Below are 22,204 nucleotides of genomic sequence, written 5' to 3'. Positions count from 1 at the left end.
ATGTCGGACCCTGACGCCTATATCGCCCTGATCAGCAGCCTGCCAGGCTCTGAGCGGCTGTTTGTGGCCAAGCAGCCTCCGCTGTCACGGCTGCGTCTGGATCGTCGCCTCAAGGCATTGACGCCCGAAGACGCGCAGGTTCTTAAAGTGATGGAACACGCGCTGAGCTGGAACGAATACGACATGGACGTCACCGACGCTCAGGCCGTGGAGCGGTGCAAAAAGGCGCTTGCCGACATCCCGCAACCTTCCTTGCGCAGTGTATTTCAAGAACGGATGGACTTGCGTACTGTCGTTGCCGCATTGCGTCTGCGCGGGCAGGGGGGCTCTCCGCCTGCGGGTGCCTTTGGCTTTGGCCGTTGGAGCCGCCATATCCCCGCCAACTGGGGCGATCCCGACTTTCGCCTGTCGGTGCCGATGCCATGGATCAAAGAAGCGCGACAGCTGTTGGAGGCCGAAGACCCGTTGGGCCTCGAACGTCTGTTGCTGTCTGTCAGCCACAAGCAACTGAAACGGCACGCCGGTCGCCACCTGTTCGATTTCGAAGCTGTGGCGATTTACGTTCTGATCTGGAACATTTTTGACCGCTGGGCGCAAAGCAACGCTCACGATGCGGCCATACGATTTGAGAAGCTGGCCCAACAGGCCATGGCCAATGTCGCAGATTTCGATTTTGAGAGAGTAAGCGCATGACTGCCCAATCCCCTTCGGTTCAAACCACAACTGCCCGTGTCGTCTCGGTCCAGGAAGGGCTGGTTCAAATTCAGGCAAACCATGATGCCGCGGGCGTTCCCGGGCAATTGGTCAAGAACGAAGTGGTGTTCATTCTGCCGACGCGGCCAGGACCCGGTGGCCGTCAGGAACGTCTGAAAGCCGAGGTGTTGCGCGTACGTGGCGACACGGCGGACGTTCAGGTTTACGAAAGCACGGATGGTGTCGCCGTCGGAGACCCTGTGGAACAGTCGGGCCAATTGCTGTCAGTCGAACTTGGGCCCGGACTTTTGGGGCAGGTTTTTGATGGGTTGCAGTCACCCCTGCCAAAAGTCGCCGCCGAGTTCGGGACATTCCTGCCGCGCGGCGCGGATGTTGCTCCGCTGGACGATCAGGCAAAGTGGTCATTCTCGCCTTCGGTCAAGGTCGGAGATACCGTTACGGCGGGGGACAGCATCGGCACGGTGCCCGAGGGACGGTTTACCCACAAGATCATGCTGCCGTTTAACTGGGTGGGCGACTACAAGGTCGTCTGGGTTCAGAAAGGAGCAGCCTCGATCCATGAGATTGTTGCGCGTCTTGAGGATGAACAAGGCGGCGAGCACACGTTGACCCTGTGTCAGAAGTGGCCCGTACGTCGGCCTTTGCCCGAAAGCATCCTGAAGCGGACCCTGTCGGAACGGCTGTATCCGACCGAACCCGTTCTGACCTCGCAGCGACTGATCGACACGTTCTTTCCCATCGCGCGCGGTGGCACAGCCTGTATTCCTGGACCGTTTGGAGCGGGCAAAACCGTGCTGCAGAACCTGATCGCGCGGAACTCCAAGGTGGATATCGTGATCGTCGTAGCCTGCGGAGAACGCGCGGGCGAGGTAGTGGAAACGATCCACGAATTCCCCAAGATGACCGATCCGATGTCTGGCGGCAGCCTGATGGACCGGACGATTATCATTTGTAACACGTCCTCAATGCCCGTCGCGGCCCGTGAGGCGTCAATATTCACGGGCATCACTCTGGGCGAGTATTACCGACAGATGGGCTATGACGTGCTGCTGATCGCCGACAGTACAAGCCGCTGGGCGCAGGCCATGCGCGAAACCTCGGGCAAGCTTGAAGAAATTCCGGGCGAAGAGGGCTTTCCGGCCTACCTGGAGAGCTCGATCAAGGGGCTGTACGAGCGCGCTGGGGCGTTGAAGACCAACGATGGTGATCTCGGCAGTCTGACTTTGATTGGCACGGTTTCCCCGGCCGGCGGGAACTTTGACGAGCCGGTGACACAGTCGACTTTGTCTACGGTGAAGTGCTTCCTCGGCCTGTCATCCGAGCGTGCTTACAAGCGGTTCTACCCGGCGGTCGATCCGATGCTCAGCTGGTCACGCTACACCGATCAACTGTCGGACTGGTACGACAAAAACGCCGAGCCAGGCTGGACAGGGAAAGTGCGCGATCTGTTGGCACTGATCGAAAAGGGTGAGCAGGTAGACCAGATGATGCAGGTTACCGGCGAAGAAGGCGTCACCATCGAAGACTTTGTGACCCAGCAAAAGGCGCTGTTTGTCGACATGGTCTATTTGCAGCAAGACGCATTTGACAAAGTGGACGCCACCGTCCCGCTGGAGCGTCAGAAGATGACCTTCAAGCTGGTCTATGATGTCACGCAATCAACGGCGAGCTTTGCTGATAAGGCCGAAGTGCGTCAGGTGTTCACTCAGCTGACGGGGCTGATGAAGAACTTCCACTATGCTGCGGAAAACACGCCGGAATTCAAGTCGATCTGGGGTCAGATCACGGACCTGTGCCACGAAAAGTTCGGAGTGTAGATCAGGAGAAATGGTAGCCCGTAGGGGAATCGAACCCCTCTTTCCAGGTTGAAAACCTGGCGTCCTAACCGATAGACGAACGGGCCATTTGCCAATGGCTCAAGCACAAGTGGTAGCCCGTAGGGGAATCGAACCCCTCTTTCCAGGTTGAAAACCTGGCGTCCTAACCGATAGACGAACGGGCCACGCTGGCTTGTGGAGGGCCTTTTACGGTTTACCTCTGACCCCCGCAAGCCGAAAAATGCAGGGATACGAAACTTTTTTGGCCGGGCTGAAATCTGGCCTAGTTTGCCTCTGCCGCGTCCTCCAGTCTTAGCTGCACGCTTTGGCGGCCACCCCAGGTGTTCACCTCAAGCCGCCCGGCGAAATGGAACCGGGCACCGCCGTGATTGGACAGCCGCTCACCCATCGGCCCGTCAAAGGCACCAAAGGCGATGGCGTCCAGTCCTGCGCCCATTCCGTCGGACAGAGAAAGCTTTAGATGCGATTCCCCGACGCGCTTTGCAAAGCGAACCTGCAAGTCCGGCAGAGCGTAGCGCGGGGCAGGCGCGCTGGCCCCGAAGGGACCGGCCTTGTCGATTTGCTCGATCAATTCGACCGAGGCTGCGCCAGGCATCAGGGCTCCGTCCAGTTTCAGGTCCGCCGGTCCGCCTTGACCTGCGCCTTGTTTGGCAAGCAGTTCGCTTAACCGCGCCATGGCGGGCTCCAATTGATCGCGCATGACGGTCAATCCGGCAGCCATCTTGTGACCGCCGCCCTTGACGAGAAGCCCCTCTGCTGCCAACCGTTGGATCGACGCGCCCAGATCAACGCCCGAGACCGACCGGCCCGAGCCCTTGCCCTCATTCCCGTCAAATCCAATGACGATGGCGGGACGATTGGCGTTTTCCTTGAGGCGCGAGGCGACGATACCGACAACGCCGGGGTGCCATCCTTCGCCTGCCGCCCAGACCAGCGGCGCGTCGAGCCCCCGTTCCTCGGCCTGTTCCAAAGCAGCCGCACGCACGGCATTTTCAATATCGCGCCGCTCGGTGTTCAGCTCGTCCAGTTTTTGCGATAGCGCCTCCGCTTCGGTCACCGAGTCGGTGCTCAGCAGTCGGGCCCCAAGATCAGCCTTGCCAATCCGCCCACCTGCATTGACGCGCGGGCCCAGCAAAAAACCCAGGTGATAGCTGTTGGGGGACGAATCCATGCGCGCCACATCCGACAACGCCACAAGGCCCGGTCGTTGGCGCTGCGCCATGACTTTCAGACCTTGCCGCACCAACGCCCGGTTGGCCTCGATCAGCGGCGCGACATCGGCCACGGTGGCAAGAGCCACGAGATCCAGCAGGCTGATCAGGTCGGGAGCCTTGACCCCAGCTTCGCGTAATTGCCGACCGGCCTCGACCAGCATCAGGAACACCACGCCAGCCGCGCAGAGATAGCCGAGATCGCCGCTTTCATCTTGCCGGTTCGGGTTCACCACGGCCACACAATCAGGCAGGGTCTCACCACCAAGGTGATGGTCCAGAACGATGACATCCGCGTCTTTTGCAGCCGCAATCGGTTCGTGGCTGAGCGTCCCACAGTCCACGCAGATGATCAGGTCGTGCGACGCGGCCAAATCCTGCATCGCAGGCACGTTGGGGCCATAGCCTTCGTCGATACGGTCAGGCACATAAAGTGTCGCCTGCAGACCCATCTGACGCAACCAGACCAGCAACAAGGCGGCTGAGCTGCCGCCATCCACGTCGTAATCGGCAAAGACCGCAATCCGCTGCTTTTCCCGTACAGCGGTCAAAAAGCGCGTCGCTGCGGCTTCCATATCTTTCATCGCGCGGGGGTCAGGCAGCAGTTCCTTCAGTTTGGGGTCCAGAAACCCTTTGGCCTCCATCGGCGGGACGCCGCGGCGTGCCAGAACCTGACACACGGCCCGAGGCAGCCCGGCTTGTTGCACCAGCATTTCTGTCGCGCGCTCCACCTCGGCCTCGGGTCCGATCCAACGCCGCCCGGTCAGTGACTGCTCAACCCCTAAAAAGCTCATGCCCTGCCTTTCATATGCCAAGGCCGGACCCTCTCGGACCCGGCCTCAATACTTGTATGAATATCCTTGCGCGCGGTTCTGGCGCAAGCGGTTACGCGTTGTCGTGCGACCACATCGGCGTGCGGTAGGACATGCGACGGACGGATCCTGTCTTCGAGCGCATCAATAGGGTGGTGGTTTCGACCCAGCCCGGTTCACGCTTGATGCGCGGCAGCAGCGATCCTCCGGTCACACCAGTGGCAGCAAAGATCACGTCGGCGGTGACCATCTCATCCCGCGCATAGACACGGTCCAGATCGGTGATGCCGGCCTTTGCGGCGCGGCCACGTTCGTCGTCATTGCGGAACAGCAGGCGGCCAAAGATCTGACCACCCATGCATTTCAGCGCCGCAGCGGCCAGAACGCCCTCGGGCGCGCCGCCTTGGCCCATGTACATATCGATGCCGGTCTCTTCGCTTTCGGCACAGTGCATCACGCCCGCTACGTCGCCGTCGGTGATCAGGCGGATCGAGGCGCCGGTTTCGCGCACTTCGGCGATCATGGCCTCATGACGGGGGCGTTCCAGAATGCAGACGGTGATGTCGGCAGGCTCGCACCCTTTGGCCTTCGCCAGTGCCTCGACGCGTTCGCGCGGGCTCATGTCCAGGTTCACGACGCCTTCGGGGAAGCCCGGACCGATGGCCAGCTTGTCCATATAGACGTCAGGAGCGTGCAGCATCGAGCCGCGCGGACCCATCGCGATAACGGTCAGCGCGTTCGGCATATCCTTGGCGGTCAGCGTGGTGCCTTCCAGCGGATCCAGCGCGATGTCTACGCCGGGGCCGTTACCGGTGCCAACCTCTTCGCCGATGTAAAGCATCGGTGCCTCGTCGCGTTCGCCTTCGCCGATCACAACGACACCAGCAATGTCCAGAAGGTTCAGCTGTTCGCGCATCGCGTTCACAGCCGCCTGGTCCGCAGCCTTTTCGTCGCCACGCCCGACCAGCGAGGCCGAGGCCAATGCGGCCTGTTCCGCGACCCGCGCAAGGCCCAAAGACAATAGGCGGTCGTTGAAGTCGATTTTGGCAGCGGTCATTTTAGGTATCCTCAGGTCAGTAAAGGCGTTTTATCGGGGATAGCCTGCGTTTACGGCAGGCCGCAAGGGTCAAACCTCTTCAATCCGCAATGCGACGGGCTCGCCCGCAACGACGTCAGTTGCGCGTAGACCCTCCAGCGCGACGTCCAGCGTGGCGCGGGTTGTCTTGTGGGTCACGATCAGAACAGGCGCGGTGCTATCGGTGTGGCCGTACTGGCGCATCCGGTCGATGGATACACCCGCATCGCCTAGAATTGCGGCGACTTTGGCCAGTGCGCCGGGTTTGTCGAACAGGGCAAGGCGCAGATAATAGGGTGCAGGCAGGCCGGTGATGGCGGGTTTGGCGTCTTCCAAGGTGGTGGCGGGTCGGCCAAAGGTCGGGATCTGCAGACCACGCGCCAGATCGCAGACATCGCCCATCACGGCGCTGGCCGTGGGGCCTTCGCCTGCACCGGGCCCACGAAGAACAACCTGATCGACGGCGTCGCCTTCGATCACCACCATATTGGTGCCGCCTTCCAGCTGACCCAAGGGAGAGCCGCTGGGCACAAGGCAGGGCTGCATCCGCTGTTCCAGGCCACGGGCCGAGCGTTGTGCCACGCCCAGCAGCTTGATGCGATATCCCATGTCGTCGGCTTGGTGGATGTCATCCAGGCTGATCTGCTGGATGCCTTCGATCTGAATGCCGTCGAAATTCGGTTTGGTGCCAAACGCGATTGAGGACAAAAGCGCCAGCTTATGCGCCGCGTCGATGCCGCCTACGTCGAGGTTCGGATCAGCTTCGAGGTATCCCAGTTCAGCGCATTCCTCGAACAGGGCGTTATAGCCCAGTTCTTGCGATTGCATCCGCGTCAGAATGTAGTTGCAGGTGCCATTCATCACACCCATGACGCGGGTGATCTGGTTTCCTGCCAGACCTTCGGTCAGGGACTTGATGACCGGGATGCCACCGGCAACGGCGGCCTCGAAGCGGATCACGCGACCTGCGGCCTCGGCCTGTTCGGCAAGCGCCTGACCGTGGATGGCCAGCAGCGCCTTGTTGGCGGTGACCACATCCTTACCTGCAGCCAGCGCCGCCTCGACCGAGGCTTTGGCTGGGCCATTCTCGCCACCCATCAGCTCGACAAACACGTCAATGTCATCGCGTTGGGCCAGAGCCACCGGGTCCGTTTCCCACGCGTAGTCCGACAGGTTCACACCGCGATCTTTGTTCGCATCGCGCGCGGATACTGCGGTGATCTCAATCGCGCAGCCTGTGCGCGCCTGTAGCAGGTCGGCATGGCGGCGGACGATCCGCACGACACCCACGCCAACTGTTCCCAAGCCCGCAATTCCCAGCCGCAGCGCCTGTGTCATCCCGTGGGTTCCTTTCCGCTCGAATGTCCTTGGTATCAGGCTGTACGCCCGTTCAACGGTGCCTTAGCGGGTTCAGCGACGGGGCGCAATCCGAGACAGCGGTAACAGGTGTTTGAATCGCGATAGATCAGTTGGTTTGCGCGTTTTGCAGCGCCTCGGCCTTTTGGGCCAGCGCTTCGCCGCGTGCGGTCAAATCCTCTTCGACCTCGGCGGCTTCGTTCACAGGATCAATAGGCGGGCCCAGAATGTCCTGAACCGGGATCAGCTTGGGATACTTGGCCGAGCGCACGTTCGGCTGCTCTCGCCCCTCCAGTTCCGGGAAATCCGCGCAGGCTGCGCAGATCAGAAGCAGAACCAACAATGGCAGAGGCTTCATGCTGAACCCTTTTTGTTTGCACCTGACCCTGTGATGCACCTTTTGCGACGGGCGTTCAAGCGGGGTTCTATATGAACGCTTGTTCATATACGGTGTGGGTATGGCACGTACTCAAGGATCACATTCCGACATCACTGGCCCACGCATTCGCAAAGCGGCGCTGGGTCTGTTCGCCCGGCATGGCTATGCAGCTGTGTCCATGCGCCAGATTGCAAAGGAAGTGGGCGTGCAGGCGGGAGCTTTGTACAACTACACCCCAGACAAGCAGAGCTTGCTGTATCGACTGATGCAGGACCATCTGCAGGACCTTCTGGCCGCCTATGCGGCGTTGGACACACCATCAGATGCTGAGGACGCGTTGCGCCGCTTTGTCGGCTTTCACATTCGGTTCCACTTGGAGCGCCCGGATGAGGTGTTCATCGCCTACATGGAACTGCGTAACCTTACGCCCGAGAACTTCTCGGAAATAGAAGTCTTGCGCCGCTCCTACGAAGACTCACTCGAAGGAATATTGCAGGACGGCCAGAATGCCGGGCTGTTCTCGGTCGCAGATACCAAGATTGCGACGTTGGCGGTGATTGCCATGTTGAACGGGGTGATGACCTGGTATCGCACAGGCGGACGTTTGTCGCTGGACGAGGTCGAGCAGATCTACTGGGATATGGTCAGGCGCGCCGTAACCGCCTGACCAAGCTTGTTTATCAGTGCGCCGCGCGGATGAACGTACCGTTGCGCAGCTCGCGAAACGCCTGTTCCAATTCTGCCCGCGTGTTCATCACGATCGGGCCATGCCACGCAACTGGTTCGTCAATCGGCGCACCCGAGATCAACAGAAACCTTACGCCTTCAGGCCCGGCCTGAACGGTTACTTCATCGCCGGTTCCGAACCGGACCAGAGTACGGTCCCCGGACAGATCTCGGATGTTGACCTCTTGCCCGGCGACTTCTTTCTCGAGCAGCACGCCGGTGGGTTGCGATGCGTCGGCAAAGGCCGCCTGTCCTTGGAACACATAGGCAAAGGCGCGGCGATAAGTGTCGATCCGAAAGGTCTTTTTGACCCCGGCCGGGATTTGCACGTCCAAATACTGTGGATCGGCTGCTATGCCATCAACAGGACCCGTCTTGCCCCAGAATTCACCCACGATAACGCGCACGGTTGTTCCGTCATCGTCGATGATTTCGGGAATATCCTTGCTTTGGACATCCTGATAGCGGGGCGCGGTCATCTTTTGATCTGACGGCAAATTGCCCCATAGTTGGAACCCGTGCATCTGGCCAGCAGTGTTTCCCTTGGGCATTTCCTGATGCAAAATCCCGGATCCGGCGGTCATCCACTGAACATCACCTGCACCCAAGGTCCCGGTGTTCCCAAGCGAATCCGCATGTTCAACTGTGCCGGACAGCACGTAGGTAATGGTCTCAATGCCGCGATGCGGGTGCCACGGAAAACCAGCCTGGTAGTCCTCTGGGCGCTCGTTCCTGAAATCGTCGAACAACAGGAACGGATCAAGCTCGGACGGGTCCTGAAACCCAAAAGCCCGGTGCAATTTGACGCCTGCGCCTTCCATAGTCGGCATGGCTTTGCGGGTTTCCAGTGTTGGTCTAAGGGACATGGTGGCCTCCTGAAGTTGTGAGGATCATGTATGCTGTGCGCCATTTGCGTCAATTTGCAGGTAAACACGGGGACTGTGCGCAAATTCGCAGGGCGCTGCCCTCTGTTTTTTGTCGCGCAAAGCAGCTAAACCCATGCGAAACAGAGCAGGGAACGCTAATGCAACAGGAAATTCTGGCCACGGTCCGCCCATCATCAGCAAGACGATGGGTGGGTGTGGGAATGCTGTCTACCGTGGGCGTGCTAGTCATTTATGTCGCCCTTGCCACGCCGCCAGAGCCGGTCTGGCAGGTGTTTCTGCTTGTTGTTGGGGGGGCGTCGTTCTGGCTTGCCTACCGGATGTGGCACACCACAAGCGATTGGATCGAATTGACGGAGACTGAACTCAGAACCGGGGCAGGGCACTTGATCGCTCGGATCGAAGACATCGAGGCCATTGATCAAGGCGTGTTTGCGTTCAAGCCTTCAAACGGGTTTTTGCTGAAAACCAAAGAAAAGGCGGGCAACAGCTGGGCACCGGGTTTGTGGTGGCGGTTGGGGCGCCGGGTTGGCGTGGGCGGCCTGACCACGGCCGCCGAAACCAAATTCATGCTCCAGGGGCTTGCGCAGCTTCTGGCGGGCAGAAATCAGCAGAAGGATTCCCTTTGACAACCGGCACAAAACGGGGACGCGTATAGACAAGGTTGTTGAAAACGTAGTCTTTCGTCAGCCAGTTCGTGTTCAAACGCGGGATGTATTCCTTGGACGTTTCGACAACAATCATCGAATCTAGGTCTGCCATCGCCGGAAGCCTTTCAACCAGTGGACCATAGTTGTCATTTGTCCAGTGGCCATCATAGCCGCAATGCGTTGACCAATTGACGATATAGTGTTCTTCAACGCCTTCAATCGGATCGGCTTGGACATAGGTGATGCTTGTCAAACGCATCTCTAATGGTGACTCATTTTCGACCATTCGATTGAACATGACATACATCGATTCCGCGTAGGTATCGGTGATTTCTCTGTCCCCTTCGCGGGATATCAAGTCACTTATCGTGAACGCTGCCTTCAGATTGGCCGTGCTTTCCCGGAAACCGTCAAAATAGGTGTAGGTAAGCGTAATCGCCCAAACGAGTATGGGGAAGATAATCGCCGTTTCCATAGAAAGGCTGCCGTTCTCGCGGCCTGCAAATTCACGAAGGGAGCATTGGATGCGTGGGAGGAAACGCTTCATTTTAAGGCTCCTGAACAAAAGCGGTTGTCGCCGTAAGATTGATAAGGTCATCTTCACCGGACATAGTTCGGCCAATTTGTGTCGTCGGAAACAGCGGATCAACCTGTGCGCAGGCCCGCAAAATCATCAGTGAGTTCGAGCCGCCATTCTGGAACGTGGTCGCGGGTTGAACTTCTTCCTCACGGTCAACGCAGGTGGGTAAATTCGGTAAATTTATGCCAACATAGGCGTCCTGAACGATCATCTCGAGCAGCATGTTTTGCGAACAGTTTCGCATGCCGACCATGTTGCTACAAATCGCATCCTTGATCGTATCATGCTCCGTGTCCGGCAGGTTGATCCCAAGCCGAATATCACGCACGACCAAATCCATCGAACGTTCCAGCATCGCTTGTTGAATCGTCACAAGCGCATATTCGATCACGACCAGCATGATGAATATATAAAGAGGGAAGAAAATAGCGAACTCAACGGTCATTCCGCCATCTTCACCCCGTCTGAAACGAGCCCTTTTTGCCAGCGCTTTTAGGATCATAGCGTCAACCTCAGGCGTTTGATCGAAACCGCAATGGTCTGAAAGACCTGCTTCAACGTCAGGTTTTCTGAACCCAAAGAGCCGCCGTCATTTACAGGGAAAAAGAACCCTTCGCCGCTTGAGCAGCTTTTGATTGCCTTGACGCCTACGTCCGGGGCTTCAAACGCGATTCCATAGATGTCGACATTCTTCGCTTTGAGCTTGGAGCAGACGCTATTCAGCCTGGTGTCTTTGACGGTTCTGTTAATCTCGGTAAAGGCGTTCGTGTACCACTCTGTGTTGTTGTTGTTCTGCCACTCATAGTTGTACCGGGCATTCCAGTCCAAGTTCACCTGATTCCACAACTGAGGGTAGGTCAGACGCGTATTGTTGTCTGCGCCACCGTAAGGTTCAGTTTGGTCTTTTAGCTTTTGTCGGGTCCAGTAATAGCGATCCGGATCTGTCGAGGTTAGAACGCTGTACTCATTGTTGTGAATGACCTCATCACGGCACCATGTTCCCCAGTCCGGGTAATAGGTGCAAACTTCTCCGACGATGTCATCAGAGTTGAACCAAACATCCGAGGGCCCATCGCGCAGATGTTCGTCCAGTACCCAGTTTTCTGTGTTCTCGCCGTCGGTCATGACGACCATGATTTTCTTGACATTCGTGTCGTATGCCACTGGTCGATTCTTGAAGACTGGCGGAACAACTTTCTTTGGTTCTTGATTGGTTCCCTGAACCAGACCGGTATCGGGGTCAATTTGGACATTCGGGTCGAAGTTCTGCTGTGCCAGTTTGCCAATCACGGGCTGGAACGAGGGGTCCAGCATCGCGGCTCCCCATTTGACCCCGATATCAATCGAAGTGTTTCCGCCCGGCGTCATGGCGTTGATCTGTTTGTGCAGGTCCGAAATGACATTGGTCATCGGCGTGATCGAGCTACCGGCCCGCGTGGTGCAAACCGAACTCCTGTGAGACTCGCGATCGTAACGATCGCCGTAGTTCCGCCGATCAAAATGTGCGGTGCGGTTGAGGCTTTTGTTCGGATCAAGCGCTATTTCTGAGAATTGAGCCTCTTTGAAGTCGACGCAATTTGAATAGGTGTGCTCACGCGTTACGCCAGGCATCTTGTCCAGAATATTCGCACCAGCATTCACCTGATTGTTGTAGGGGATGATCGAAATCGAGATCTTGTCGGGGTCTTCTTCTGCATAAATCGTGTTCACGAATTCCACGGCCGCTTCTTGAAGCGCTTTAATTTTTTTCTTGTTAGCTGTCGCAGAATCCCAATTCATGGAGCCCGAGATGTCGAGCACCATTGCGATTTCGATCGAGCCGATGGCCTCTTCTGCGACGCTCGTGACGTCTGCTGTTAACTCCAGGTAGCCGAACCAGCGCAAAAAATGCATCGGCACTTCAACTTTGGCGTTAGCCGTCACCTTCCGTGAGCCAATTCCTTCGACCACCAAAGGCTCACCAACCAACTCGCCCCGGATGTCGGACTTTTCAATATATGACTTCACCACCTCGGCAGGAGGGAGTTTCTGTTTGACGTTCGCTGCAGCAAGCACCGCACGGTCTAGCGTCCCTTGCAGGCTCGCCCGGTCACGTTCAAAGTTCATGATGTCGACGCCGATGCCAGCCGTCGAAAAGATCAACATGAACATAATAGCCACAAAGATGGTGAATACGCCGCCCTCTTCGTCTCGCGCGAAACGCCGCGCCGAAGAGGTTGCATTATCCTGCTTTTTTGAACCGCACTTAAATACGCGCATTGCCATATTGCCGACCTCGCTGAGCAGACACTCAAACTGCTAAGGAAAAGTTAACGTTGGAAAATTAACGGTGAAACGTGGCGTGAATTGGGCAAAACCGCCAGGGAATTGGCTAGTTTCCGGGCGGACTGGGGATAATTTCATGTCTTTGTGGGGTTCTGTTTTCGCAGCGGCGACAATTTTAGCGGTTTGGAGGGCAGATGCGACTCAGCCAAGTTTGCGGGTCTTTCGCAGGATTCCGCGTTTTATCTTTGCTTAAATATTGATCGTTTAGACAATGGGTGCGACAAAACGTCAGAACGCTTTGCGTTCACTGGCACGGAGGATCACATGACGCCCAACAACGAACCCAGCTTTCGCCAAAGTGTAGACTTGATGTTTAACAGGGCGGCGTCCCTGATGGATTTGCCTCCGGGGTTGGAGGAAAAGATTCGGGTCTGCAACGCCACCTACACGGTGCGGTTTGGTGTTCGGCTTCGTGGCGATATCCACACGTTCACTGGCTATCGCTCAGTTCATTCTGAACACATGGAACCCGTAAAAGGTGGCATTCGCTATGCCACCGCCGTGAATCAGGATGAGGTTGAGGCGCTTGCAGCGCTGATGACATACAAGTGCGCTTTGGTTGAAACGCCGTTTGGCGGATCAAAAGGCGGGCTGTGCATCGACCCCAGAAAATATGAAGAGCATGAACTAGAGCAGATCACCCGACGTTTTGCCTATGAATTGGCCAAGCGGGACCTGATCAACCCGTCTCAGAACGTACCGGCCCCTGACATGGGAACGGGGGAGCGTGAGATGGCCTGGATGGCAGATCAGTACGCGCGGATGAACACTACGGACATTAACTCGCGGGCCTGTGTGACAGGTAAACCGTTGAATGCCGGTGGCATCGCTGGTCGTGTCGAGGCGACCGGTCGCGGTATCCAATACGCCCTGCGTGAGTTCTTCCGCCATCCGGAAGACATTCAAAAGGCCGGACTTTCCGGCAAGCTGGACGGCAAACGTGTCATCGTTCAGGGCCTCGGGAATGTGGGTTACCACGCCGCCAAGTTCCTGAGCGAGGAGGATGGCTCGAAAATCGTCGGCATCATCGAATGGGACGGCGCGCTGTACAATCCCGAAGGAATCGACGTCGAGTCGGTGCGTCAGTGGATCATCAAACATGGCGGCGTCAGCGACTATCCTGATGCGACCCATTCGGCCGAGGGAACTGCCGTTCTGGAAGAAGACTGCGACATTCTGATCCCGGCGGCTTTGGAGGGGGTTATCAACCTGTCCAACGCCGAACGCATCAAAGCGCCTTTGATTATCGAGGCGGCAAATGGTCCGGTCACTGCCGGTGCGGATGAGATTTTGCGCAAGAAGGGTACAGTCATCATTCCGGACATGTACGCCAATGCAGGCGGTGTGACGGTGTCTTACTTTGAGTGGGTCAAAAACCTCAGCCACATCCGCTTTGGACGCATGCAGCGCCGTCAGGAAGAGGCGCGACACGAGCTGATCGTCAGTGAACTGGAGCGGCTAGATCGTTATCTGGGTGATGCCTGGTCGATGTCGCCGGACTTCAAGTCCAAGTATCTCAGAGGCGCGGATGAGCTCGAACTGGTGCGTTCGGGGCTCGATGACACCATGCGCATTGCTTATCAGTCGATGCGTGAGGTCTGGCACAGCCGCGACGATGTCGAGGATCTGCGGACTGCAGCTTATATCGTGGCCATTGATCGTGTCGCGAAAAGCTATCGCGCCAAGGGGCTTTAAGTGCCTTGCGCAATCCGGTTTTGACCGGGTTGCGCGAAACTCTTGCAGGTGTACATCCCAATGCGATGAAAACGCCAATGGCAGCTTACGCCCGCGGCAGGTAAGCTGCGGTGACAGAATCGATTTTCGGAGTACCCCATGTTGCGTATCGCCCTTGCTGCAGCTTTGCTGGCCACACCTTTGGCCGCCGCCGAGACCAAGGAACAAAGCTGCCAGTACCAGTCTGATGTTGTTAAGGCGATTCAGCAGGCCCGACTGGACCGGGTCAAAGAACGTGACGTGCCGCAGGCGGTTGCAGAAACAAGCCCGTCCTGGCCCGAGAACTATAACGCGGCGATCCCGCTGATCACCCCGTGGGTTTATGAGCAAAAGATGCGCGATGTGCGCAAGAAAGATCTGGGTGCGGCGTGGCTTGAGCTGTGCTTGCAGCAATAATCCACAGCGCGATCATTTCCTTGTGGACAAACGCTCGCCAGTCCCTTGGCGAGCGTTTCCATTTCTGGCAGGTTTAGGCCATGTCTTTGCCCCCCGGTTTTCTCGATGAACTTCGCACCCGGCTCAGCCTGTCTCAGGTCGTTGGGCGAAAGGTCATGTGGGATCAGCGCAAGTCCAATCAGGGCAAGGGTGATATGTGGGCACCATGCCCGTTTCACCATGAAAAGACCGCGTCCTTCCACGTCGATGACCAAAAGGGGTTCTATTACTGCTTTGGGTGTCATGCCAAAGGTGACGCGATCAGTTTTGTGAAAGAGACTGAGAATGTCTCGTTCATCGAAGCGGTGGAAATTCTGGCGCGTGAAGCGGGGATGCCGATGCCTGCGCGTGATCCCAAAGCGCAGGAAAAACATGACCGCCGCTCGCAACTGGCCGAGGTCATGGAGCAGGCAGTGCAGTTCTTTCGCCTGCAGCTCAAGACCGGGGCAGGGGGCGCGGCGCGAGACTACCTAACCCGTCGTGGTCTGGACGCGCAGGCTTTGGATCGATGGGAAATCGGTTTTGCCCCGGACGGGTGGCAAGGTCTGTGGGATCATTTGCGCGGCAAGAATGTAGCCGAGGATCTGATCCTTGGGGCAGGTCTGGCCAAGCCCTCGAACAAGGGCAAAAAGCCCTATGATACGTTTCGCAACCGGATCATGTACCCGATCCGCGACCCCCGAGGGCGCTGTATTGCGTTTGGCGGTCGGGCGATGGACCCTAATGATAACGCGAAATACCTGAACTCTCCTGAGACCGAGTTGTTCGACAAAGGGCGCAGCCTGTACAACCACGGACCCGCCCGTCAGGCGGCAGGCAAAGGGCAGCCTTTGATCGTGGCTGAAGGTTATATGGATGTGATCGCGCTGGCCGAAGCCGGATTCGGTGCGTCGGTCGCGCCGCTGGGAACGGCAATCACCGAACATCAGTTACAATTGCTTTGGCGTATCTCGGACGAGCCGATCATTGCGCTGGATGGCGACACCGCCGGTCTCCGCGCTGCGATGCGCGCTGTTGATCTGGCCTTGCCGCTGCTCGAGGCTGGAAAATCCCTTCGTTTTGCGCTGATGCCCGAGGGTAAGGACCCTGATGATCTGTTGCGCGCCGATGGGCCGGGCGCCGTGCAGGAAGTCTTGGAAAGCGCGATCCCGATGGTCAAACTGCTGTGGCAGCGCGAGACCGAGGGTAAGGTGTTCGATAGCCCGGAACGAAAAGCAGCGCTGGATAAGTCCCTGCGCGACAAGATCAAACTGATCCGAGACCCCTCGATCCGGTCGCATTACGGGCAAGAGATCAAAGACCTGCGCTGGCAGTTGTTTCGCCCGCAACGCCAGACGCAGAACCGCCAATGGCAGCCGCGCGGCAAGTGGCAACCAAAGCCAGCCGCGACACCCGGCGCGCGCGCCTCATTCCTGGCGTCGTCCGAAAACGCAGACATCAGGATGCGCGAGGCGGCTATTCTCGCCATCGCCATTCTCAACCCCAGTGTCGTGATCCAGTTCGAAGTTCAGCTGGAAGAGATGGAGTGCCATGATCCTGACCACGCGGCCTTGCGCGCGGCCATTCTGCGGCATGCGATTGACGATCCGGATCACCTGAAAGACCACATAATTGGAACTTTAGGCGGCGAAGTCCTTGAAAACCTGCTGGCCCTTCGCCATGTCGCAGTAATCCCCTGTGTGTTCAAACCAGGCGACGTCGAAAAGGCCGAGATGACACTGGCCGAGGAACTCGCAAAGATCAAAGCGCTCCGGGGGTTGGACGCCGAGATTGCCGAAGCTGCCGAGGAACTTTCTGAACTGGCTGATGAGGCGCTGACATATCGGCTGGCGCAAGCCGCCGAAGAGCGCAACCGTACGAGTCGCAGCCAGAATGAGGACAGGGCGGTGTTCGACATCGCCGACAACGGTGCGCGAATCAACCGCGACGAGAAAGACGCGTTCAAGGCGATCATGTCCGGCATCAATTTCGAACGGAAACGTCGCTAAAGTGATGTTTTCGTAAGGCACTGGAAAAGAAAAACGGGTAAACGGGTAGCCGAATCACTTCTACGCGCTAATGATTCGGTTCTAACGAATCACCCATCCCTGCAGGAGCATTGAATGGCCGCCAAAGACACGACCGAAGATCGCAAATCCGAAGAGCAGGAACAGGAAATCTCGCTGGACATGAGCCAGGCCCAGGTCAAGAAGATGATCGCCGAGGCCCGCGAGAAAGGTTACATCACCTACGACCAGCTCAATCAGGTTCTGCCGCCCGATCAGGTCAGCTCGGAACAGATCGAAGACGTCATGTCGATGCTGTCCGAAATGGGCATCAATATCATCGAAGATGAAGAGGCCGAAGAGGAAGAGAACAAAGGCTCGACCGAACTGACCACGACAGACAGCAACCGTGAGGTTGCGTTGGCCGGGGCGGCGACCGAAAAGCTGGATCGCACTGACGACCCCGTCCGCATGTATCTGCGCGAAATGGGCTCGGTGGAATTGCTGAGCCGCGAGGGCGAGATTGCCATCGCCAAGCGGATCGAAGCCGGTCGCAACACCATGATCGCCGGTCTGTGCGAAAGCCCGCTGACCTTCCAGGCGATCACGATCTGGCACGACGAACTTCTGTCCGAAGACATTCTGTTGCGCGACGTCATCGATCTGGAGGCCACCTTCGGCAACCAGATGGACGAAGACGGCGACGTGGAAGAACCGGTTGTCGATACCTCGGCCGTTCAAGCCGCCAAGCCGGCCAAGGACACAGGCCCTGAGCTGGACGCCGATGGCAATCCGCTGAACAACGACGACGATGACGACGACGACGATCAGGCCAACATGTCGCTGGCTGCGATGGAAGCCGCGCTCAAGGATCAGGTTCTGACCACGCTGGAACGCATCTCGACCGACTTCGCCATGTTGTCGGAAATGCAGGACAGCAGGATTTCAGCGACACTGAACGAGGATGACACGTTCTCGGACAAGGACGAAGCGACCTATCAGAAGCTGCGTTCCGAGATTGTCGAGCTGGTGAATGGTCTTCACCTGCACAACAACCGGATCGAAGCGCTGATCGACCAGCTTTACGGCATCAACCGCCGCGTCATGTCGTTGGACAGTGCAATGGTGAAACTGGCCGACCAGGCACGGATCAACCGCCGCGAGTTCATCGACGCCTATCGTGGCCGCGAACTGGACCCGAACTGGCTGTCGGAGATGGCTGAAAAGCCGGGCCGGGGCTGGCAGATGTTCATTGAACGCTCGACCGCAAAGGTCGAGGAGCTGCGCAACGATATGGCCCAAGTCGGCCAGTATGTCGGTCTGGATATCCCTGAATTCCGCCGCATCGTGCAGCAGGTCCAGAAGGGCGAGAAAGAGGCGCGGCAGGCCAAGAAGGAAATGGTCGAAGCCAACCTGCGTCTGGTGATCTCGATCGCCAAAAAGTACACGAACCGTGGCCTGCAATTCCTTGATCTTATTCAGGAAGGTAACATCGGCCTGATGAAGGCGGTGGACAAGTTCGAATACCGCCGCGGCTATAAGTTCTCGACCTATGCGACCTGGTGGATCCGTCAGGCGATCACGCGATCGATCGCGGATCAGGCCCGCACGATCCGTATTCCGGTTCACATGATCGAAACGATCAACAAGCTGGTACGGACCGGTCGTCAGATGCTGCACGAAATCGGTCGCGAGCCGACGCCGGAAGAACTGGCCGAAAAGCTGCAGATGCCGCTGGAAAAGGTCCGCAAGGTGATGAAAATCGCCAAAGAGCCGATCTCTCTGGAAACGCCGATTGGCGACGAGGAAGATAGCCAGCTGGGTGATTTCATCGAGGACAAGAATGCCGTACTGCCGCTGGACAGCGCCATTCAGGAAAACCTCAAGGAAACGACCACACGGGTTCTGGCCTCTCTCACGCCGCGTGAGGAACGGGTTCTGCGGATGCGCTTTGGCATCGGCATGAACACCGACCACACGCTGGAAGAAGTTGGCCAGCAGTTCAGCGTGACCCGCGAACGTATCCGTCAGATCGAAGCGAAAGCGCTGCGCAAGCTGAAGCATCCAAGTCGGTCACGGAAACTTCGGTCCTTCCTGGATCAGTAAACAGAAGGGCGCCTCGGTTGAGGCGCCTTTTTTGTATCACGCGGCCCTCACGGTGACCGGATAGCACTTCAATTTGGCGAGAACTCACAAGGCATTTTCGCTATGTGACCTTATCTCAGCTCTGTCCACTCATGGGACAGGCCGGGGCGAGGCTGTGCCGCTGACGACCCCCGGCCACCCGCCTCTTCAGATTACAGATCCAGACGGCCGCGAAACGTGCTGGGGGCTTGGCCTGTCCAGCGCTTGAACGCGGTCGAAAAGGCTGGTTGATCGGCGTAACCCAGCGAGTAGGCAATTTCCGACAAAGGCATCCCGTTGGTGATAAAGGTTTGCGCCAGATCGGATCGCAGGTCTTCGACGATCTCGCGATAGCTCGTGCCTTCTTCGCTTAGTCGCCGGGCAAAGGTACGCGGGCTCATCCCAAGGTTCGACGCCGCGTCCTCAGCTTGTATGATTGCCCCCGGCAGAGAGCGCGTTATCAGCCCTTCAACCTGTGCTCTCAGCTTTTGCTTGGGCTCTTGGTGCTCGGCGAGTATGCGGTCGCCATAGGCCAACAGATGCTCCCGTAGGCTTGGGTCATAGGTCGGCACCGGTAAGTCCAATGAGGACAGTGTCAGAACGATTTCCAGTCGCTCGGCCCCGAAACTCACCGGAAAGCCCGCAAGTTGCCGATAGTTTTTTTCGATGTCGCCCACCTCGTGCTGAAACCGGATTTCGATTGGGAAGAAAGCGGTTCGCGTCAGCGATCGCATCCGGGCGAGGGCCGCGAAAATCAGAAACTCGGTCCGGCGGTGGTATCGGGCAAAACTCGCGTCCTTCCATTCGGCCTCGATAGAAGCAAAGTTTCCGGCAACCCGCAGGCTCAGCTGCAGCGCCGGATCAATCATGCCGTGAAACCGCGATGAGTTTTCGACCACCTGCTTCAGATCACGAGAATATTTACTGATATAGGCCGTCAGGCTTGAGGATGCGTTGAACGCCAAACCAGCCTGTGCGGCAAAGGTGGTGTCATGCAGCGCATCGCAGGCAAAACGAGCGAACAGGGCCTCTTTGTGCGCACTATAGGCCGTCGCAGGCGGTTCGATATCTGCGCGCCTCAGGCCGGATTTGGCCAGCACGCGGTCGACGATCGAGGGATCCGTTGCCCTCTGATCCAGAGTTCTGGACAAGACTTGAATGCGGGCGATGTCGACGTCCATACTCACAACCCTTGATGTCTATCGGCTGCACCTGAATATAGGGGAAAGCCAAGCACTTGGCATCTATTCAAATAATTTTGGCCGTGTTTCGCAAGACCGCAGCAGTAGGGATACCTATTTTGCGCGTGCTGTCGGGTTGCGATCTTTGAGGGGATGAGGTCAGAGCCCGGGTCACCGCCGTAGGCTCCCCGGCAGCGATGAGGCTTCCGTGTCGCATTGTCTGCCGCACTTCCTGGTGCCACGTTTTGTTGCACAAGTTCGAGCAGGCATTTTCGGCGTGACCAAACACTTAGCAAACCTAACCGAAGGGCAAGATCTCATCGTTTTCGACGGGGAATGCGTTCTGTGTTCGCGGTTTTTTCGGTTCATGGTTGCGCGGGACAAAGCTCAACGGTTCAAATTCGCAACCGCGCAATCTCCCTTGGGGCAAAGACTTTATTCCGACCTCGGCTTGCCGACCCAGGATTTTGAAACAAACCTTGTGGTCACGGACGGCGTCATCCACCAGCATTTGGATGCATTCGCGGCTGCAATGCGCTGCTTACCCGGTTTTTGGCCTGTTTTGTCGGTCTGCAGATGGTTGCCGAGGTTCATCAAGGATCCGCTCTACCACGCAATAGCGCGTAACCGATATGCGATTTTTGGTCGGTCTGCGACGTGTATGGTGCCTGACGCAGACCTTCGGTCTCGTTTCCTGCCCGAGGGGTTCTGAGCGCATACCGACCCATTTCTGCAAGCCTTGCCCGCCGGAACGGAACTGCCTGATGCGGTGCGGGCATTGCACAGCACCTGTGCCCAATACTCAGGGCGTTGCACGGTCACAGCTGGGGGTGGAAAGCTGGTGGCTTTGGCCTTGCGCTGTGCTCGAATGCCGCCGGATGGGCAGGATGTCGAGGTGAAGGTCTCGATTGCAAGGGATCAGACCGGGTGGATTTGGACACGCAACTTCGGTGGGCATATCACTCAATCGCGGCTCAACTTTGATCACCGTTTTGACTGCGTGCGTGAGCAATTTGGTCCGGTGTCGATTTGGCTGAAGCCGGTTTTTTCGGGGGATCGCTTGTCGGTGCAGATTCTCCGACTCAAGTTCCTGGGGATTCCGTTTCCTAAGCTTTTTCTACCCCGTTCGAAGACCGTTGAATGGCAGGATGAAAGAGGCCGCTTCAGGTTCGATGTGTCAGCCGAGATGCCGGTTCTGGGCCCTTTGATCCGCTACCAGGGTTGGTTAACGTCTGATCACGGGCAAAAGGGGGAAGGCTGAATTGATTGTGATGCGGCTTTGTCCGGCAGGGATGTACACTATTTCAGAAATTACCTCGAAACAGGAAAGAGTATGATTATGAAACAGGTTATGACATTGGCGGCGGCTGCCGCGATCTTGCTTAGTGTGCCCGCCGTGGCCTCTGCGGCGCGAAACGGATTTCAGACCGTCGCCCTTAACAACACCGAGTTCGAAGTGATCCCGCGCGCGCGGCGGGACGTCGATGGTTACTGGTGTGCGGCCGCGGATTTCGCCCGCAGAACGTTGGGCGCAGGCTGGCAGGATCGAATTTACGTTGTGCGTGGCTATGGCCCCAGCGAGGCAACAGGTCGTCGGACATCAGTTAAGTTCTCGATCAGCCCACCTGCTGGAGGTACGCCACAGCAGGGCAGTTTTGTGTCTTCCGGTTTTAATCCCGGTGAAAGCATGTCTGTTCAAGGGGCCAATGGGCGCTGTAACGTTCGTCCGTTCCTCAACTGATCCATAGTGACCAACAAGATGCAGACCGAGTTCATTATTTCGACGGATGGTCCGGGGTTGTACGAATTCACCTCGGACGTGCGCAACTGGCTCAACTCGGTCTCAGGGAATGGGTTGCTGACGCTATTCGTGCGCCACACTTCGTGTTCGCTGGCTATTCAGGAAAACGCAGACCCAGAAGTGCAGACAGATCTGCAGGCATTTTTGGACCGGTTGGTTCCGCCGTCCGATCACCCGGCGATGGCTTATCTGCGCCACACCTACGAAGGGCCCGACGATATGCCGGCCCATATCAAGGCGGCTTTGTTACCCGTTTCGTTGTCTGTTCCCGTGTCTGGCGGCCAGCCCGCTTTGGGAACATGGCAAGGTATCTACTTGTTCGAACACCGTACCGCAGCGCATCAAAGGCGGGTTGCGGCGCATTTCGCCTGACCCCTTTATCTTGCGGTGAAAA

At 57.6% G+C, this 22,204-nt stretch carries 21 protein-coding genes and 2 tRNA genes; 12 read left to right on the top strand and 11 right to left on the bottom strand.

Annotated features, from left to right (window positions below):
• Both ACR0MV_RS09160 and ACR0MV_RS09155 read left to right on the top strand, forming a co-directional pair.
• Positions 1-693, top strand: coding sequence for a hypothetical protein (locus tag ACR0MV_RS09160; protein WP_480701897.1), 693 nt, complete (start codon positions 1-3; stop codon positions 691-693).
• Positions 690-2,531, top strand: coding sequence for a V-type ATP synthase subunit A (locus ACR0MV_RS09155; protein WP_480701896.1), 1,842 nt, complete (start codon positions 690-692; stop codon positions 2,529-2,531). The genes ACR0MV_RS09160 and ACR0MV_RS09155 overlap by 4 nt, the downstream gene beginning before the upstream one ends.
• Positions 2,532-2,542: 11 nt before the next feature.
• Here ACR0MV_RS09155 and ACR0MV_RS09150 read toward each other — a convergent pair.
• The 6 genes from ACR0MV_RS09150 to ACR0MV_RS09125 all read right to left on the bottom strand — a co-directional run bounded on the left by ACR0MV_RS09150 (position 2,543) and on the right by ACR0MV_RS09125 (position 7,364).
• Positions 2,543-2,617: transfer RNA gene (locus tag ACR0MV_RS09150), tRNA-Glu, on the bottom strand.
• A gap of 24 nt (positions 2,618-2,641) precedes the next feature.
• Positions 2,642-2,716 (bottom strand) — tRNA-Glu (locus ACR0MV_RS09145).
• Positions 2,717-2,814: 98 nt separating this feature from the next.
• Positions 2,815-4,557 carry a single-stranded-DNA-specific exonuclease RecJ gene (gene recJ / locus ACR0MV_RS09140; protein WP_480702260.1) on the bottom strand — a complete coding sequence of 581 codons (1,743 nt, stop codon included), beginning with the start codon at positions 4,555-4,557 and terminating at the stop codon, positions 2,815-2,817.
• A 91-nt stretch (positions 4,558-4,648) separates the two neighbouring features.
• Positions 4,649-5,632 (bottom strand): class II fructose-bisphosphatase, encoded by a 984-nt coding sequence (glpX, locus tag ACR0MV_RS09135; protein WP_170464342.1) that lies wholly within the window; start codon positions 5,630-5,632, stop codon positions 4,649-4,651.
• 69 nt (positions 5,633-5,701) lie between these two features.
• On the bottom strand, positions 5,702-6,988 hold the full coding sequence (locus ACR0MV_RS09130; protein WP_480701895.1) for a homoserine dehydrogenase: 1,287 nt from the start codon (positions 6,986-6,988) through the stop codon (positions 5,702-5,704).
• A gap of 127 nt (positions 6,989-7,115) precedes the next feature.
• On the bottom strand, positions 7,116-7,364 hold the full coding sequence (locus ACR0MV_RS09125; RefSeq protein ID WP_480701894.1) for a hypothetical protein: 249 nt from the start codon (positions 7,362-7,364) through the stop codon (positions 7,116-7,118).
• A 100-nt stretch (positions 7,365-7,464) separates the two neighbouring features.
• On the opposite strand from ACR0MV_RS09125, the gene ACR0MV_RS09120 reads away from it, so the two are divergent.
• Complete coding sequence (locus ACR0MV_RS09120; protein ID WP_170422108.1) at positions 7,465-8,052, top strand: TetR/AcrR family transcriptional regulator; 588 nt, start codon at positions 7,465-7,467, stop codon at positions 8,050-8,052.
• A 13-nt stretch (positions 8,053-8,065) separates the two neighbouring features.
• On the opposite strand, the gene ACR0MV_RS09115 is transcribed toward ACR0MV_RS09120, so the two are convergent.
• Complete coding sequence (locus tag ACR0MV_RS09115) at positions 8,066-8,977, bottom strand: pirin family protein (RefSeq protein WP_480701893.1); 912 nt, start codon at positions 8,975-8,977, stop codon at positions 8,066-8,068.
• Between the two features lie 26 nt (positions 8,978-9,003).
• Between ACR0MV_RS09115 and ACR0MV_RS09110 the strand changes: the two genes are divergently transcribed.
• A complete protein-coding gene (locus tag ACR0MV_RS09110; RefSeq protein WP_480701892.1) occupies positions 9,004-9,624 on the top strand; it encodes a hypothetical protein in 621 nt (206 codons plus the stop codon).
• On the opposite strand, the gene ACR0MV_RS09105 is transcribed toward ACR0MV_RS09110, so the two are convergent.
• From ACR0MV_RS09105 to ACR0MV_RS09095, 3 genes are read right to left on the bottom strand one after another with little or no spacing between them, the layout of a single operon-like run.
• Entirely contained in the window at positions 9,563-10,192 is a 630-nt protein-coding gene (locus ACR0MV_RS09105; RefSeq protein ID WP_170422100.1) for a TadE/TadG family type IV pilus assembly protein, read from the bottom strand. The genes ACR0MV_RS09110 and ACR0MV_RS09105 overlap by 62 nt on opposite strands.
• Position 10,193: 1 nt before the next feature.
• Positions 10,194-10,727: a TadE/TadG family type IV pilus assembly protein gene (locus ACR0MV_RS09100; RefSeq protein ID WP_480701891.1), complete on the bottom strand. Its 534-nt coding sequence runs from the start codon at positions 10,725-10,727 to the stop codon at positions 10,194-10,196.
• Positions 10,724-12,484 carry a TadE/TadG family type IV pilus assembly protein gene (locus ACR0MV_RS09095; protein ID WP_480701890.1) on the bottom strand — a complete coding sequence of 587 codons (1,761 nt, stop codon included), beginning with the start codon at positions 12,482-12,484 and terminating at the stop codon, positions 10,724-10,726. Before ACR0MV_RS09095 ends, ACR0MV_RS09100 begins: the two co-directional genes overlap by 4 nt.
• A gap of 330 nt (positions 12,485-12,814) precedes the next feature.
• On the opposite strand from ACR0MV_RS09095, the gene ACR0MV_RS09090 reads away from it, so the two are divergent.
• From ACR0MV_RS09090 to rpoD, 4 genes are all read left to right on the top strand, one after another.
• Positions 12,815-14,245 (top strand): Glu/Leu/Phe/Val family dehydrogenase, encoded by a 1,431-nt coding sequence (locus ACR0MV_RS09090; RefSeq protein WP_170422092.1) that lies wholly within the window; start codon positions 12,815-12,817, stop codon positions 14,243-14,245.
• A 138-nt stretch (positions 14,246-14,383) separates the two neighbouring features.
• Positions 14,384-14,680 carry a hypothetical protein gene (locus tag ACR0MV_RS09085; RefSeq protein WP_480701889.1) on the top strand — a complete coding sequence of 99 codons (297 nt, stop codon included), beginning with the start codon at positions 14,384-14,386 and terminating at the stop codon, positions 14,678-14,680.
• An 80-nt stretch (positions 14,681-14,760) separates the two neighbouring features.
• Complete coding sequence (dnaG, locus tag ACR0MV_RS09080; protein ID WP_480701888.1) at positions 14,761-16,707, top strand: DNA primase; 1,947 nt, start codon at positions 14,761-14,763, stop codon at positions 16,705-16,707.
• A 114-nt stretch (positions 16,708-16,821) separates the two neighbouring features.
• Positions 16,822-18,810: an RNA polymerase sigma factor RpoD gene (rpoD, locus tag ACR0MV_RS09075; protein ID WP_480701887.1), complete on the top strand. Its 1,989-nt coding sequence runs from the start codon at positions 16,822-16,824 to the stop codon at positions 18,808-18,810.
• Positions 18,811-19,001: 191 nt separating this feature from the next.
• Here rpoD and ACR0MV_RS09070 read toward each other — a convergent pair whose 3' ends face one another.
• Complete coding sequence (locus ACR0MV_RS09070) at positions 19,002-20,009, bottom strand: helix-turn-helix transcriptional regulator (RefSeq protein WP_480701886.1); 1,008 nt, start codon at positions 20,007-20,009, stop codon at positions 19,002-19,004.
• A 208-nt stretch (positions 20,010-20,217) separates the two neighbouring features.
• On the opposite strand from ACR0MV_RS09070, the gene ACR0MV_RS09065 reads away from it, so the two are divergent.
• The 4 genes from ACR0MV_RS09065 (at position 20,218) to ACR0MV_RS09050 (ending at position 22,182) form a co-directional block, all read left to right on the top strand.
• The gene (locus ACR0MV_RS09065; protein ID WP_480701885.1) at positions 20,218-20,721 is read left to right on the top strand and encodes a thiol-disulfide oxidoreductase DCC family protein; all 504 of its coding nucleotides are present in this window, start codon (positions 20,218-20,220) and stop codon (positions 20,719-20,721) included.
• 57 nt (positions 20,722-20,778) lie between these two features.
• Positions 20,779-21,270, top strand: a complete 492-nt coding sequence (locus tag ACR0MV_RS09060) for a DUF4166 domain-containing protein (protein ID WP_480702258.1) — start codon at positions 20,779-20,781, stop codon at positions 21,268-21,270.
• Between the two features lie 78 nt (positions 21,271-21,348).
• Positions 21,349-21,750 carry a hypothetical protein gene (locus ACR0MV_RS09055; RefSeq protein WP_480701884.1) on the top strand — a complete coding sequence of 134 codons (402 nt, stop codon included), beginning with the start codon at positions 21,349-21,351 and terminating at the stop codon, positions 21,748-21,750.
• Between the two features lie 18 nt (positions 21,751-21,768).
• Positions 21,769-22,182 carry a secondary thiamine-phosphate synthase enzyme YjbQ gene (locus ACR0MV_RS09050; protein WP_170423251.1) on the top strand — a complete coding sequence of 138 codons (414 nt, stop codon included), beginning with the start codon at positions 21,769-21,771 and terminating at the stop codon, positions 22,180-22,182.
• Positions 22,183-22,204: the final 22 nt, after the last annotated feature.

Source organism: Ruegeria sp. BC3, assembly GCF_056539265.1.
This window is presented reverse-complemented; position numbering and strand designations above follow the sequence as displayed.

Bases quoted from the DNA above. Each gene is read 5' to 3' on its own strand.
- ACR0MV_RS09160 (WP_480701897.1), top strand. From the start codon at position 1: ATGTCGGACCCTGACGCCTATATCGCCCTGATCAGCAGCCTGCCAGGC.
- ACR0MV_RS09105 (WP_170422100.1), bottom strand. From the start codon at position 10,192: ATGAAGCGTTTCCTCCCACGCATCCAATGCTCCCTTCGTGAATTTGCA.
- ACR0MV_RS09115 (WP_480701893.1), bottom strand. From the start codon at position 8,977: ATGTCCCTTAGACCAACACTGGAAACCCGCAAAGCCATGCCGACTATG.
- ACR0MV_RS09070 (WP_480701886.1), bottom strand. From the start codon at position 20,009: ATGGACGTCGACATCGCCCGCATTCAAGTCTTGTCCAGAACTCTGGAT.
- ACR0MV_RS09120 (WP_170422108.1), top strand. From the start codon at position 7,465: ATGGCACGTACTCAAGGATCACATTCCGACATCACTGGCCCACGCATT.
- ACR0MV_RS09050 (WP_170423251.1), top strand. From the start codon at position 21,769: ATGCAGACCGAGTTCATTATTTCGACGGATGGTCCGGGGTTGTACGAA.
- ACR0MV_RS09125 (WP_480701894.1), bottom strand. From the start codon at position 7,364: ATGAAGCCTCTGCCATTGTTGGTTCTGCTTCTGATCTGCGCAGCCTGC.
- ACR0MV_RS09100 (WP_480701891.1), bottom strand. From the start codon at position 10,727: ATGATCCTAAAAGCGCTGGCAAAAAGGGCTCGTTTCAGACGGGGTGAA.
- ACR0MV_RS09090 (WP_170422092.1), top strand. From the start codon at position 12,815: ATGACGCCCAACAACGAACCCAGCTTTCGCCAAAGTGTAGACTTGATG.
- ACR0MV_RS09085 (WP_480701889.1), top strand. From the start codon at position 14,384: ATGTTGCGTATCGCCCTTGCTGCAGCTTTGCTGGCCACACCTTTGGCC.
- dnaG (WP_480701888.1), top strand. From the start codon at position 14,761: ATGTCTTTGCCCCCCGGTTTTCTCGATGAACTTCGCACCCGGCTCAGC.
- rpoD (WP_480701887.1), top strand. From the start codon at position 16,822: ATGGCCGCCAAAGACACGACCGAAGATCGCAAATCCGAAGAGCAGGAA.
- ACR0MV_RS09095 (WP_480701890.1), bottom strand. From the start codon at position 12,484: ATGCGCGTATTTAAGTGCGGTTCAAAAAAGCAGGATAATGCAACCTCT.
- ACR0MV_RS09155 (WP_480701896.1), top strand. From the start codon at position 690: ATGACTGCCCAATCCCCTTCGGTTCAAACCACAACTGCCCGTGTCGTC.
- ACR0MV_RS09110 (WP_480701892.1), top strand. From the start codon at position 9,004: ATGTATGCTGTGCGCCATTTGCGTCAATTTGCAGGTAAACACGGGGAC.
- ACR0MV_RS09130 (WP_480701895.1), bottom strand. From the start codon at position 6,988: ATGACACAGGCGCTGCGGCTGGGAATTGCGGGCTTGGGAACAGTTGGC.
- recJ (WP_480702260.1), bottom strand. From the start codon at position 4,557: ATGAGCTTTTTAGGGGTTGAGCAGTCACTGACCGGGCGGCGTTGGATC.
- glpX (WP_170464342.1), bottom strand. From the start codon at position 5,632: ATGACCGCTGCCAAAATCGACTTCAACGACCGCCTATTGTCTTTGGGC.
- ACR0MV_RS09055 (WP_480701884.1), top strand. From the start codon at position 21,349: ATGAAACAGGTTATGACATTGGCGGCGGCTGCCGCGATCTTGCTTAGT.